We start from the raw sequence: 13,789 nt of genomic DNA, 5'->3' as shown, positions 1-13,789 counted from the left end.
GGTGGGTTCGGAACAAGGGCGCACGTGCGCTTCTCCTTCAAAGCTTGCGGGTAAGGTAGACGGCCCGCCGCGCCAAGCGACGGACCGGTTGGCAGATCAGAAAGACTTGCGGACGCTCGCGTACCAGTAGCGGCCATAAGGCTGGTAGAGCGAGCCGGCATAGCCATAGGTGCTGGAATCTAGCGGCGGTTTTTCGTTGGTGATGTTGCGGGCGCCCACCCGGATCGCGGTGCCATCGAGCGCACCATTGCTGAAAGCGTACTGGAGATAGAGATTGGCCGTAACTTGGCCCTTCACCACCCAGTTGTTGCCGGCTGCATCGGTAAGGCCAGTGTCCTCGATGCTGCTGATGTACTGCGCGAAGGCGCCGGCGGTAATATTGCCAAGGCTCCAGGTGAAAGATCCCGAGACGCGCCATTTGGGCAGGCCATCCTGGCGGATCAGGTCGCCGCCACCGGTGATCGCAGTGCCAGCATTGATGAGCCCATCGCTGCGTGCCTGCAACAGTTCTGCAATCGCGGGCGAGGGATCGCGCTGGTACTTGAGCAGGCGCGCCGCATTCACGTCGAGCGCGAAGTTGCCGATGCCGGTATCGCGCTTCTGCCAACCGAAGCTGAGGTCGATGCCGCGCACGGTCTGCGGTTGGAGATTGACGTACTGGTCGTTGACGTACTGCACCTGACCCACAGGGGCGAGGTCCGTTCCCTGCACCAGCGCGATATCATCAGCCGTAGGCGCAAGACGGATCACATTGGGATTGGACGACCCCTGCTGGCGCAGCAGGTAGTCGAGGATCAGCGCGTTGCCCTCGCCGAACAGGCCGACGATACCCTTTTGCTTGATCTGCCAGAAGTCCACCGTGAACAGGAAATCGCCAAGACCTGCGGGAATGAACTTTGGCTGGAAGACAGCGCCAACCGACCAGTTGGTGGAAGTTTCAGGCTTGAGGTTCGGGTTGCCCGCACGCTGCGCCGTGGCGACATAGGACTGCGAGCAGTTGGCGAACGATGTAATGCGTCCCGCCTGCAAATCCGCCTCACACCGCACGTAGTCGGTGCGGGTATTGCCGCGCGTCACCAGCGATGCATTGACCTGTTCCAGGTTCGGTGCACGAAAGCCCTGCGCCCATGAACCACGCAGACGAAGCCCGTCGAACAGATCCCATGCTGCAGCGACCTTGGGTTTCGCTACGCTGCCAAAGTCGCTGTAGTGCTCGTAACGACCCGCGACCTGGAATTCCAGCTTGCGCACAAGCGGTATGTTCATGTCGGGCGAGATCACCGGTACGGCCAGTTCCGCGTAAGCCGCTGCCACCGTGCGGGCGCCATACGTGTCGGGCGTCGGGCTGACCCCGTAGAGGTCGCTGGGCTGAACGGTTCCGGTAACGGTGTCGGTCCAAGTGATCGTGCCGTCAACCCGGCTGTCGCGGTCGTCGAGCTGTGTATCGCGGCGCACTTCCGCACCTGCTGCGAAGCCGACGTTGCCGCCTGGCAGCGTAACGAGGTCAGGCGTCGAAACCTTGAAATCGCCCAGCGCCAGCGTCGTCTTGCCGCGGCGGGTGGCGATGATCGAGATCGAATCCAGCGCGGCCTGATTGCTTACAGTGGTGTCCACCCCTGATGGGTTGGTCAGGTTCCCGCCATTGAACGGATTATAGGCGTTTGGCGTCGAAAGTGCGAGGTTCTGTTGCAGCAGGGTGGAACTGATCCCATCCTGCTTGTCGATCACTTGCGCGGAGGAATAGAGCGCAGCGGTTTCCCAGTTGAACTTGCCAAAGTTGCCGCGCAGGCCGAGCAGGAAGCGGCTCTGCTGGTTCTCCACCTTCACCCGCGTCGGGCCAAGATCGCTGAAGCGATAGCTGGTGATCGTCACCGGCAAGCCTGAAGCCGGAATGTTGAGGCCGGCAACCCGGTTGGGATTCACGGTGCCATCCGGCAGCGTCGTAGCGGCGAAAGGATTCCAGTAGTTGGAGGCCGGCACCGTCATGCGGATCGAGCCGATCGAAAACACGGCATCCTGCACGCTTTCCGTCTGGGCGAGGTAATAACCCGCTTCGCCAAACACCGTAAGATTATCGGTCAGGTCATAGTGTGTCGTTGCAAAGAGATTCAAGCGCTTCAGGGACGGCATGACCGACATCGGATAGTTGGCCTGCGCATCACCGCGCAGATTGCGGTCGGCTGCAGCGGTCGCGCGGTTCCCGTCATCGATGCAGATGCCGTTGCCGATCGACCGCTGGCACCCGCTGTTGGTCGAGGGCTGGATGTGGAACTGACCCGAGGCATTGGTGAGCGCCGTGCCGTTGGCACGCACCGTACCAAAGCTCGCCGGGCTCTGGAAATCGCCCCAGGCGCTGGTCGTGCTGCGCCGGTCAAGCGAAGTCGCGCCTTCGAAGCGCGTACCCTCGAAAAGCGCCCGCTTGTCGGAGGACGCGGTAAAATCCTGATCGGTCGAATCCAGCGAGGTGCGGTCGGTGTAGCTGAACGAGAGCGTGAAGTTGCCCCGGTTCTCCGCGAAGTTGTGCCCGGCAAGGCCGCTCACCTGCAATTCGCGAAGGCCCGTTCCCTCCGCGCCGCCGTACTGGACTTGCGCATGGCCGCCTTCCACGTCGTCGCGCAGCACGGTATTTACGACGCCCGCAACGGCATCGGTACCATAGATCGCCGCAGCGCCGTCGCGCAGAACTTCAAGGCGCTCAAGTCCCGCTACGGGAATAGCGTTGCTGTTGTAGGTGATGACAGGGACGAGATTGCCATCAGCCTGGCTTCCGGGGTGCTGCACCACGCGGCGCCCATTAAGCAGGACCAGCGTATTACCAACGCCCAGATTACGCAGGTTCACCGAGCCGACATCTCCGCGCGCGAAGTTGCTGCTGGTGCCGCCATTGGTGCTGTTGAACGAAACGTCGCCCATCTGCGGAATCGAGCGGAACAGCTCGTCGCCCGACACCGCCGCCACTGCGTCAATCTGGCTGCGGTCGAAGACGCTGACCGGCAGCGCCTCGTTCACCTTAGCGCCCTTGATCTGGCTCCCGACAACGACGATCTCGCTGGCGCGGGCGGCATCCTCCTCGGCGATGGTGGTCTGGGCCCCGTCCTGTGCATGCGCGGCGGCGCCATAGGCCGCGAACGTCAGGATCGAGGATGCGAGCAAGGCATGCCGGAGGCCGGCACGATAATTAGACATTAGGTGATTTCCCTGTTTCTCAAGTGTCACGCGCCCGCGGCCGGGTGGCAGTGGTTCTTATCGCTGAGCGGCGGGAAGCCCCCTTCCCGCCCGTTTTCAGTAGAAAGTAACGTTGTCAATCTGGAGCCAGACGCGCTCGCCCGGCTCACGGCTCGCGCCGAATTCGACCTGCGTGATCCCATCGCCGCTCCAGCGCGGGCCCGGACCCTTGCGGGTTGCCTCTGCGGCCAGTTCGGAGAACGGCACCTTGATGCTGGTCCAGCCGGGCGTAGCAGAGAAGCCGCGTGTCCAGCGCCCATCGATGCCGTTGACGCGCAAAGTATAAGCGCCTTCGCCCTTCACTTCGAAGCGCACGCCTTTGTAGCCGCGCACATCAACCGGCTGCACCGACCCGCGCGTCAACGGGATGGCGATACCGGCGTAGACGTCGTCCTTTTGAGCCATATGCGCCGAAATCAGCAGCGCCTTATCACCTTGCGCATCGCCTTCACGCGGTACTACCTGGGAAATCTCCAATGTGCGGTCCATGCCGCCATCGGGTGTTTCCACGCGCAGCGTGCCCAGACTGGTGCGCTGGTCGGCACGCTCGAAGTCGTCGATCAGTGCAGCGACCTTGGTCGAGGGCAGGCGATCCGGTGCGCTCTGTCCCGGTAGCGGCGGAGCGCCCTTGCCCACTACCACGCGGCCATCAACCAGCACGCTATTGATGCGATGGATGGCGCCGATGTCCTCCCACGGCTTGCCATCGATCAGCACGATGTCGGCCCGTTTGCCTGCAGCGATGGTACCGCGATCGGTATCGTCATGCATGATCCTGGCACTGACGGAAGTTGCTGCCACAAGCGCTTGCGCCGGGGTCAGCCCCGCGCGCACCAGTAGCTCCAGTTCGCGCAAGGTGGAGGCGCCGTGCGGGGTGTCAGGCATGCCGGCATCGGTGCCAACGCCGATCGGAACACCTGCCTCGAACAGCACCTTGGCATTGTAGAGTGCATTGTCGAACTTGGCGAAGGATTGCGCGACCTTGGGGTCGGTGCGGTCGCGCGGCGCGCTGCCTGGCCTTTGTGGCTCGTAGACCGCAAGCGTCGGGATGACAGCCATGCCCAATCGCTTGATTTCAGCGACGGCGGCTGCGTCCAGCTTGCGATCCTGCATGGAATGCGCCAGCGAATCCACCCCGGCACGTGCCGCCGCCCGGCCGCGATCGACCGTGACGGTGTGCGTCAGCACTTCCAGGCCATTGGCATGTGCTTCCTCAGCCAACGCACGCAGCGTTCCTTCGTCCATGCTGGTGTTGTCGGGTGCCGTCCCGTAACGCCACCCGTCCGCAAAGCCTTTGATTAGATCCGGCTTGTAGACAAGCAGACCCTTCACGGCAGCGCGCGCGGCTGCAGGCGTGTTGATCCAGACCGTCGTCGACTGGTCGCCCCAGTCGGCACCGTGACCGCCCGGCGTGCTCACACGCGCGGCGAAGCTGACGTGCGGTGTTGCCAGCCGACTCAACCATTCACGACGCGGCAGATAGGATTCAGGCGCCTGGTGGAAGTCGTTGACCGAAGTGATGCCGCTGCGAAGGTAAGCGGCGGCGATCTGCGGTGTCGTGGCCGGAGCCCCGGAAGGAGTCCAGTGCGTATGCAGATCGAACAGACCCGGAAGCAGCGCTTTACCCTCAGCACGGATCACTTTGGCGCCGCGCGGAAGCTTTACCGCGCCTTCGACCTGTACGATCCGACCGCCGTGTATCAGGACGTCCGCACGGCGCGGCGCAGCGCCGGTCCCGTCGAAGACGGTGGCACCAACAATTGCGAGGTCCTGCCCTGGCGCACTCGAAGCGGCGTACGCTCCGCCCGAAAAAATCCCCGTCGAAGCGAGCGCGATCGTGACAACTGATCGCATCCTTGCGCTGACCACTTTGAATACCCCTATGCCAACCGCGCGAAAAAGGAGCCGAAGCCCCAGGGAGCGCAACTTTGCAGTTGAGATTGACCCCCGCCGGTCGCTATGCGCTATTCTCAACCAATTTAGTTGTCAATCGGAGTAGGTCCAAAAATGTTCACGAATGTGAATGGTGTGTGTGCATACCCGAACACGGTCGTTGTCGGAGTGCTAAAATATCATTCTTCCCGTTCTCTTTGACTTTGTGGCGTTCCTCAAGCACCGAACGTACATATTGCCAGCAGTGGTGGCAAAACGTGGATTTGTCGTCATAAAGAATCTCTTGCCGCCTTTGAGACGGCAATCACCGAGTTCACCGTTATGAACACTGAGATCAAATCTGCCGGACGTGTCCTCGACGTGCTCGAGATGTTCTCGACACGATGCGATGGCTTTACGCTCAGTGAAGTCGCCCGCGACCTCGACCTTCCCAAGAGCAGCACGCTTGGCCTGCTGCGCACATTGCACCAGCGTGGCTACCTCATCCGCGAAGACGAGAACGACACCTACCGTATCAATGACCTCATCCGCAGAGACGGTTTTGCCCGACACGGCCTGATCCTGCGGGTCGTTCCCCCGGTGATGCAGGCGTTAGCTCGCAGCGCGGGGGAAACTGGACTGCTGGGAATGCTGGATACGGCCGGGCAAGCTCGCCTGCTGGCAAGCGAGTTGGCGCCCAGCGACATCCGCTTCGACATCGAGGCCCCTCGCAGACTTCCGGCCTATGCTAGCGCCATCGGTCGCATTCTGATGTCGCGGCTTCCGACGCCGGATGTCGAGGCCATGCTGGACGCGGCTCCCCGCGCCGCGCTCACGCCGGCCACGCGCGTCGAGCGCGGAGCCATTCTCGATGCCATCGCCGCAGCTCGGGAGACCGGCTTTGCAATCGTGGAGGATGAATTCTGCGTTGGCGGCACCGAGCTCGCCGCGGCGATTGCGATGCCGGAGGGCCAGCCCTCCATGGCACTCAGTCTGGCGTGCCTTTCGCAGCGCTACCGGTCGGATACCGGCCGGCTGCAGGCGCTGCTCAGCGCGGCTGTCACCGAGACGGCCGAGGCGATGGCGCGCCAGGGCCGCCCTTGAATCCGAACCCAGCCTGGCACGATACTGGAAAGGCCGTGGGCTCGGCGATCGTCGGGCACTGGCTCGAACTGTTCGATTTCATCATCTACGGCTACTTCGCGGTGCAGATCGGCATCGCCATGTTCCCGCAAGCGGATCCGGTGACGACGATCCTGTCGAGCTTCGCGACGTATGCTGTAGGCTTCGTGATGCGCCCGGTCGGCTCGATGGTGCTGGGCTCGATGGGCGATCGCTTCGGGCGAAAGTCGGCATTGGTGCTCACGATGATGCTGATGGCGGGCGCGACCTGCGCTACTGGTCTAATTCCGACCTACAATGCGATTGGCCTGCTCGCACCTGCACTGCTGGTGGTATGCCGCCTGATGCAGGGCTTCGCAGCGGGCGGCGAGTGGGGTGGTGCAACGACGTTCCTCGTCGAACATGCTCCGGCCAACCGGCGCGGGCTGTTCGGTGCGCTCCAGCAGCTTGGGACCAGCCTTGCAGTCACATCGGCCGCGCTGGTGGCGCTGACCCTCAACACCATTCTCTCGCCTGAAGACCTGCAGGCCTGGGGCTGGCGCGTGCCCTTCGTCGCGGGGATCTTGATCGCACCGCTGGGCCTCTACCTGCGCAACAGGGTGCCCGAAACCGCACTCTTCAGGGCCGAGCGTGAATTACCCGAGCATCCCCTGCGCGAGGCGCTGACCTTGCACCGCCGCACGGTGCTGACGATCGCGGGCATTGTCGTGATCTGGACCGTGGCGGGCTATACTTACGGTACCTTCCTCGTCAGCTTTGCCAGCCAGGTTCTTGAAGTACCGTCTCGCTACGCGCTGCTCGGCACGCTGACCGGCGCACTGTGCAACATCGCGGTTATCCCGCTTGCGGGTTGGGCATCGGACAGGGTCGGTCGGAAGCCCTTCCTGCTGACGAGCGCGGCCGGGTTCGCGGTCTGCTCGATCCCTCTGTTCACCATCATGGCGCAGGCGCGCAGCGGCATCTCGGTTATTGCCGCAACAGCAGTAGCGGGTGTGTTTTCCGGTCTGTTCAGCGGTACCGCGCCGACATACCTTTGCGAACTGCTGCCGACCCGTGTTCGCTACACCGCACTTTCCGTGGGATACAACGGCGCGGTCATGCTGTTCGGCGGCTCCGCGCCGTTCATTGCCACGCTCCTGGTGCGGATCACCGGCACCGACATCGCTCCTTCTTTCTACGTAACCGCCGCCGCAGTGCTCTCATTCACGGTGATCGCCTGCGTGCGTGCGCCCGACCCTGCAAAGGCCATCGACCGATGAGACTGACCCGCGCCTTCCTCCTCGCCGCCTGCCTGAAGCTGGCGGCGCCCGTCGCCGCGCAGGAACGGGCCGCGCCCACACCCGAGCAGGGGCCTACCCCCCAACAGCTTTTGGGCCACCGCATGGGCGAGGATCGCTACGTCCCGTCCTACAACGATATGATGGCGTATTGGAAGGCCGTCGCCGCCGTGAGCGACCGGGTTAAACGTCGCTCAAACCCGCCCGTCCATATCAACCTTCTCCGTAAGGATTAACGGGTCGGCCTGCACATCGTCCTTTTCGAGGATTGCTCAGCGTTCACTCACGTTACGGCCTGTACGCTCGCACGGTCACCTACGTGACCGTTATCCGGGGGCTTCAGACGTTTCGCCACCTCCATGCCTGCCCCGGTCGCTTCCGGCTGGAGCGTCGCCGGGTGGGCCTCTCACCTACTAGAAAGTGCCGCCTTTGCACGGCGCACACCCTTTGCGGACGCTCAGCATCCAATCTTTGATCTCCGGGTGCTGACGGTCCGCTTTCCCGGCAGGTGTCGCCCATTGCACGAACCCGCTCCGCGGGAGAGTCGCTTGGGGTGACCCGGCAGTATGAACGACGCGGCTGCGGTGACTTCAGTCAGCGTGCGATCGCATCAAGCACTTCCCTTACGCGCGCCGCGAGCTCCTCAATAGTGAAGGGCTTGCCGATTAGTTGGACGCCCGGATCAAGCACGCCATTATGAACCACGGCGTTGCGAGTATAGCCGGTGGTGAAGAGAACCGGCAGGTCCGGTCGCCGCCGCCTCACCTCCGCGGCGAGCTTCGCGCCATTGACCTCGGGCATCACGACATCTGTGAACAGCAGCGCGATGTCGGGGTGGGCGTCGATCAGGCGCAGGGCGGCGCTGGCGGACTCCGCCGAGACGACACGATAGCCAAGCTCGGTCAGCGCATCGACACTGAACTGGCGCACTGCTGGCTCATCCTCGACGACGAGGATCAATTCCTGTTTTTCACCGAGCGGGAGATCGACCGTGTCATCAGCACATTCTTCCTCGCCGACATCGCCGATTAGCCGTGGCAGATACACCTTGATGGTCGTACCCTGACCCGGCTCGGAGTAGACCTTCACATGGCCGCCGGATTGCTTGACGAAGCCGTAGACCTGGCTGAGCCCAAGGCCCGTCCCCTTACCGACTTCCTTGGTGGTGAAGAACGGATCGAATGCCCTGGCGATCACGTCCGCCTGCATGCCGGTTCCCGTATCGGTGATTGCAACCAGAACATATTGACCAGCGACGATACCGAAATGCTGGGCGACATAGCGTTCGTCCAGATGGGCGTTCTGCGTCTCGATCGTCACGCGACCGCCTTCAGGCATCGCATCCCGCCCGTTGATCGCTAGATTGAGGATTACGTTCTCGAGCTGATTGGGATCGGCGTGCGTGCGCCATAGGCCACCCGCGAGCACAGTCTCTAGCCGTATGTCTCCACCCAGCGAATGCCGAAGCAGATCCGACATGCCTGCTACGAGGCGATTGATATTAATCGCCTCGGGCCGCAGCGGCTGCTGCCGCGAGAACGCGAGTAACCTCTGCGTCAGATTGGCGGCGCGCCTGGCGCCTTCGGTTGCCGCGTGGATATAGCGTTCGGCGCGGGCATCATCCGATCCGATACGGCGTTTGAGCAGATCGAGTGATCCGATGGTCACCGCGAGCATGTTGTTGAAGTCATGCGCGATGCCGCCGGTAAGCTGTCCGACAGCCTCCATCTTCTGTGCCTGGCGGAGCTGGTCCTCCATCTGACTTAAGCACTCACGCTGTTCGACCTCGGCAGTTATATCGCGCCCAATGGCGTAGGTGATGTCGCCGGCAGGCGCAGCGACCCAGGCCACCGAGCGGGCCGATCCGTCCTTGTGGCGGTAGCGGTTCACGACCTGCGTCTTGCTGCCCTCGGCCGCCGTCTCATAGGCCTCGACAGTGTCGTCGTGATGCTGCGGGAGCACAAAGTCATTGACGTGTCGGCCAACTAGCTCGTCCGGTGCGTAGCCGAGCAGCGCCGTCCAGGCGGGGTTCACGCGACGGAACACTCCGTCAAAGTCGATCTCGAGCAGCAGATCGGGCGATACATTCCACATAAGGTTGAGCTCGGCGGTACGAGCCTCGACCTGCGCCTCGAGGCTGTCGTTGAGCTCACGAAGTGCTATCTCCGCGCGCCGCCGATCGCTGATGTCATTGAAGAGGATGGCCACGCGCCGTTCGGCCGGATCGCCAACGCGGAAGGCGTGCACATCGTACCAGAAGCCCAACGCCGCTGCTTCGTTTTCGAAGCGGATCGGCGCGCCGGTCGCCGCGACCCGGCCATAAATGTCAAACCAGTGCTGCTCATGTGCGGGCGCGAGTTCTCGCATGCGCTTGCCGGCGGCATCCACAAGGCCGGTTTGCGCCTCGAACGCCTTGTTGACCTCCAGGAAGCGATAATCGATCGGGACACTGCCCTCGAAAATCACCTCGATCACGCAGAAGCCGGCATCTATCGCTTCGAACAGGGCGCGGTAGCGCTGTTCGCTGGAGCGCAGTGACGCTTCCAGCGTGCGCCGCGCGTTGACCTCGGCCTCCAGCGCCTCGGCGCGTTGATCACGAAGCGTAATCTCGCGGCGCAGCTCAAGCTGGGTCATGACCTGCCGCGACAACAACTCCAGCGTAAGACGCTGCCGATCTGTGATGCCTTCGGGGCGCGGCTTCGTATCCAGGACACACACGGTGCCAAGCGGCAGGCCATCGGGGGTTTCCAGCAGCGCGCCGGCGTAAAAACGTAGCCCCGGCTCGCCGGTCACCAGAGGATTGCAGGCGAAGCGCGGATCATCGATTGTGTCCGGAACAACGAAGATCCCGGGCTGAAGAATGGCATGCGCGCAGATCGAGACATCGAGCGGCAGCTCGTCAGCGCCGATGCCGATCTCTGCCTTGAACCATTGCCGGCCGCTTGCGATCAGGTTGACCACCGAGATGGGAGCGCCGAAGACATCGGCAGCAAGCCGAACGATATCGTCGAATTCAGGCTCGCGTGGCGTATCGAGGATTGCATAGCGACCCAATGCCGCCAACCGATCCGATTCGTTCCAGCTTGGAGCAGTAGCGCGGTCTACACCGCGGAAGTCATCGATCACGTCCTGCACACACCTTCGCCAATAGATCCGAGGTTCAACGCATCGCAAACCGGATCGCTCCACCGTTCAAATATCATAGCACGGACCCAAAGGATGGCCGATCTCTGGTCCCGGGCCTCATGTCGCGTCCCGTCGGCTGATAGTGGACCGGATTCCAATCGATCGTTCTTGCTTCGACCCAGGGCCCTTGGTGGTGACGACTCTGGGGGCGAGTGCGACCGTTGTTGCCGTTCAATCGTCGGGATCGAATCCCCAGGTGCAGACGGTCCGGTTCCGTCAGCTCGCGACCATTCGCCCTCGGCTCTGCTGGGTCCACATCCAGAGCCTGAATCAGACGCAGAGCCTCGCGACAACCCCCGGGCAACGATTTTCCAAACAGCCTCTAAGGCCCGCGCGCTTCGTCATTAGACGAAGGAATCCGAAGCAGCACCCATCCATTTAGGACGGAGAAATTTGCCTCCAACTTTTGAAGTTTTCGAACGTCGTTTCTTTCCTATAGCCGCCGTTGACGGGTGAATAATCGACGGCCGCTTTGTCCCAGCCCTCCCCCTTCCCGCTGCCGACCCATGCACGAACCCGCTTCGCGGGAGGGCGCATGGTGCATCGTAGCGTGTTATATGTAGGCCTTTAACGGGGCGAGGCTGGCAGTTCCTTCAACGGAGGGGAACTTGCCATGACTGTCTCGATTGATACCGCCCCGATCAGCCCGCTGCGCCAGCGGATGCAGCACGACATGATGATGCGGGGCCTCGGTCCCCATACCCAACAGGATTACGTGCGCCATGTGAAGCGCCTTGCAGCCTTCCTGGGGCGCCCTCCCGATATGGCAACGGAAGAGGACCTTCGCCGCTTTCAGCTCATGCAGCATGAGAGCGGGGTCAGGCCGAGCACCATCAACGGCACCGTGTCGGCCTTGCGCTTCCTGTATAACGTCACGCTCAGGCGACGCGATCTTGCGCGGGCCCTGGTCGTCACCCGCATCGTGCCCCGGCTGCCCGAAGTGCTGAGCGTCGAGGAGGCTGCGCGGCTGCTGCAGTCCGCGCCCGGCATGAAGTACAAGGCAGCGCTGGGCGTGGCCTATGGCGCGGGCCTGCGCGTGTCCGAGGTCGCCCACCTCAAGGTCGATGACATCGACAGCACGCGCATGCTGATCCGCGTCGAACAGGGCAAGGGCGGCAAGGATCGCAATGCGATGCTCTCGCCCCAGCTGCTTGAACTGCTGCGGATGTGGTGGCGCGACGGCCGGAAGCGCGGGGTGCTGATCGCGCATGGCTGGTTGTTCCCGGGCCAGAACATCACCGACCCGATCTCGACCCGGCAACTGCACCGCGCGGTTCAGGAAGCGGCCGAGGTCGCCGGGATCCGCAAGCGCGTCAGCCCGCACACCCTGCGTCATTCCTTTGCGACGCACCTGCTCGAGCAGGATGTCGATATCCGCGTGATCCAGGTCCTGCTGGGCCACAGCAAGCTGGAGACCACCGCGCTCTACACCAAGGTGTCGACCCGCACGATCCACGCAGTGTCGAGTCCGCTCGACCAGTTGATGGCGCTGATGGAAGGCAAGGCACCCACAGGGTCAGCCGACGCCGGTTGAACCGGTGCGCGCCGACCTTGAGGTCGCGGACATCTTCCGTTCTGCAGGGCCAGCCTACCGGGCGGCCCATGCCGGGCACCTGAGCTTTACCCAGCTCAAGGTGATGTCCGCGATCGAGACCTGCCGCACCGCGGCCCTGGGCGGGCACGTCGAGGCCTGCGAGGACTGCGGGCACTGGCGGGTCGCCTATAACAGCTGTCGCAACCGGCATTGCCCAAAATGCCAGGGCGCCGCCGCGCGCACCTGGCTGGCCGAACGGGAGGCCGACCTGCTTCCCGTCGGCTACTTCCACGTCGTCTTCACGCTACCCGCCGAGGTTGCCGACATCGCGTGGCAGAACAAGGCGCTGGTCTACGACCTGTTGTTCAAGGCGGCCGCGCAGACGATGCTGACCATCGCCGCCGATCCCCGCCATCTGGGCGCCCGGATCGGGATCACCGCCGTCCTCCACACCTGGGGATCGGCAATGACCCACCATCCGCATGTCCACATGATCGTGCCGGGCGGCGGTATCGCGCCCGATGCAAGTCGCTGGATATCCTCGCGTCCGGCCTTCCTCCTGCCCGTGCGCGTGCTGGGAGCGCTGTTCCGGCGACTGTTCCTCACCTGGCTGAACGCGCTGCACGGTGCCGGCAAGCTCGCCTTCTTCGGCTCCCTGACCGATCTGACAGAGCGGCGGGCCTTCCAGCGTCACCTTGCTCCGGCGCGCAAGAAGCGCTGGGTGGTCTATGCCAAGCCGCCCTTTGCCGGGCCGGAAGCGGTGCTCGCCTACCTCTCGCGCTATACCCACCGCGTCGCCATCTCGAACCGGCGCCTGATCGCCTTCGACGAGAACGGCGTGACCTTGCGTTATAAGGACTATCGCCGCGATGGGCCCGAACGCCAGCGGGTCATGACGTTGACCGCTAACGAGTTCATTCGCCGCTTCCTGCTCCACGTCCTGCCGCGTGGCTTCCACCGCATCCGCCATTACGGCCTGCTCGCCAGCGCCGCACGCCACGACAATCTCGCGCTCGCCCGCCGCCTGCTTGCGGTCACCCCGGAGACGGAGGCGCCAGAGCCCGAAGCCGAGCCCGACACCTGTGCGCCATGCCCGTGCTGTGGCGGGCGCATGATCGTCATCGAAACCTTCCCACGCTGGAGCCAGCCCCGCGCGCCGCCCAAGCCCAACCCGCCAATCCGGGAGCGCATCGCATGACCCGGCATGATCCGCCTGCCGGCATGGCCCCGCATAACGCGCGGTGGTCAAAGGGCCGACTTGCCCCCGGCACGCGCCGCACCCGCGTCCGCTCCAGGCATCAACGTCGACAGTGGGCCGAACACACCGTCAACGCATCCAGACACTCACTACTGCGCTGCTGTCGTGCCTCAATCAAAGCGCGAACTTCACCCCGCCACACCACACGAAAGCGCAAATCCCCATAGCCCACCCTACAGGGCACGCGGGTTCCTGCATGGGAGGCTTTCGTACGCAAGCGCCCGAAACATGGGATAATCGCGGGAGCGAGTCGTCCTGACGCCCGGTGGGTGTAGTAGCAGGTGACTGTTCCCCGATAGGATGAAGATACGGGCT

General features: G+C 63.3%; 9 protein-coding genes. 6 read left to right on the top strand and 3 right to left on the bottom strand.

Annotation, left to right across the window (positions count from 1 at the left end; genetic code table 11):
* Nucleotides 1-96 precede the first annotated feature (96 nt).
* Together GGR40_RS12420 and GGR40_RS12415 are read right to left on the bottom strand one after the other, a co-directional pair.
* The gene (locus GGR40_RS12420) at nt 97-3,186 is read right to left on the bottom strand and encodes a TonB-dependent receptor domain-containing protein (protein WP_429276559.1); all 3,090 of its coding nucleotides are present in this window, start codon (nt 3,184-3,186) and stop codon (nt 97-99) included.
* 96 nt (nt 3,187-3,282) lie between these two features.
* Nucleotides 3,283-4,866 carry an amidohydrolase family protein gene (locus GGR40_RS12415; RefSeq protein ID WP_429276558.1) on the bottom strand — a complete coding sequence of 528 codons (1,584 nt, stop codon included), beginning with the start codon at nt 4,864-4,866 and terminating at the stop codon, nt 3,283-3,285.
* On the opposite strand from GGR40_RS12415, the gene GGR40_RS12410 reads away from it, so the two are divergent.
* From GGR40_RS12410 to GGR40_RS12395, 4 genes are all read left to right on the top strand, one after another.
* Nucleotides 4,816-5,073 (top strand): hypothetical protein, encoded by a 258-nt coding sequence (locus tag GGR40_RS12410; protein WP_429276815.1) that lies wholly within the window; start codon nt 4,816-4,818, stop codon nt 5,071-5,073. The genes GGR40_RS12415 and GGR40_RS12410 overlap by 51 nt on opposite strands.
* Nucleotides 5,074-5,439: 366 nt before the next feature.
* Nucleotides 5,440-6,201 (top strand): IclR family transcriptional regulator, encoded by a 762-nt coding sequence (locus tag GGR40_RS12405; protein ID WP_429276557.1) that lies wholly within the window; start codon nt 5,440-5,442, stop codon nt 6,199-6,201.
* Nucleotides 6,198-7,478, top strand: a complete 1,281-nt coding sequence (locus GGR40_RS12400) for an MFS transporter (RefSeq protein WP_429276556.1) — start codon at nt 6,198-6,200, stop codon at nt 7,476-7,478. The genes GGR40_RS12405 and GGR40_RS12400 overlap by 4 nt, the downstream gene beginning before the upstream one ends.
* The gene (locus GGR40_RS12395; protein ID WP_429276555.1) at nt 7,475-7,732 is read left to right on the top strand and encodes a hypothetical protein; all 258 of its coding nucleotides are present in this window, start codon (nt 7,475-7,477) and stop codon (nt 7,730-7,732) included. Before GGR40_RS12400 ends, GGR40_RS12395 begins: the two co-directional genes overlap by 4 nt.
* Nucleotides 7,733-8,090: 358 nt before the next feature.
* On the opposite strand, the gene GGR40_RS12390 is transcribed toward GGR40_RS12395, so the two are convergent.
* Entirely contained in the window at nt 8,091-10,622 is a 2,532-nt protein-coding gene (locus GGR40_RS12390; RefSeq protein ID WP_429276554.1) for a PAS domain S-box protein, read from the bottom strand.
* Between the two features lie 673 nt (nt 10,623-11,295).
* Here GGR40_RS12390 and GGR40_RS12385 point away from each other — a divergent pair.
* Together GGR40_RS12385 and GGR40_RS12380 are read left to right on the top strand one after the other, a co-directional pair.
* Nucleotides 11,296-12,216, top strand: a complete 921-nt coding sequence (locus GGR40_RS12385) for a tyrosine-type recombinase/integrase (RefSeq protein WP_429276553.1) — start codon at nt 11,296-11,298, stop codon at nt 12,214-12,216.
* A gap of 4 nt (nt 12,217-12,220) precedes the next feature.
* Nucleotides 12,221-13,414, top strand: a complete 1,194-nt coding sequence (locus tag GGR40_RS12380; RefSeq protein ID WP_429276552.1) for an IS91 family transposase — start codon at nt 12,221-12,223, stop codon at nt 13,412-13,414.
* The last annotated feature ends 375 nt before the right edge of the window (nt 13,415-13,789 follow it).

It is taken from the genome of Novosphingobium gossypii, from assembly GCF_050433305.1.
Classification (GTDB): Bacteria; Pseudomonadota; Alphaproteobacteria; order Sphingomonadales; family Sphingomonadaceae; genus Novosphingobium; species Novosphingobium gossypii.
This window is presented reverse-complemented; position numbering and strand designations above follow the sequence as displayed.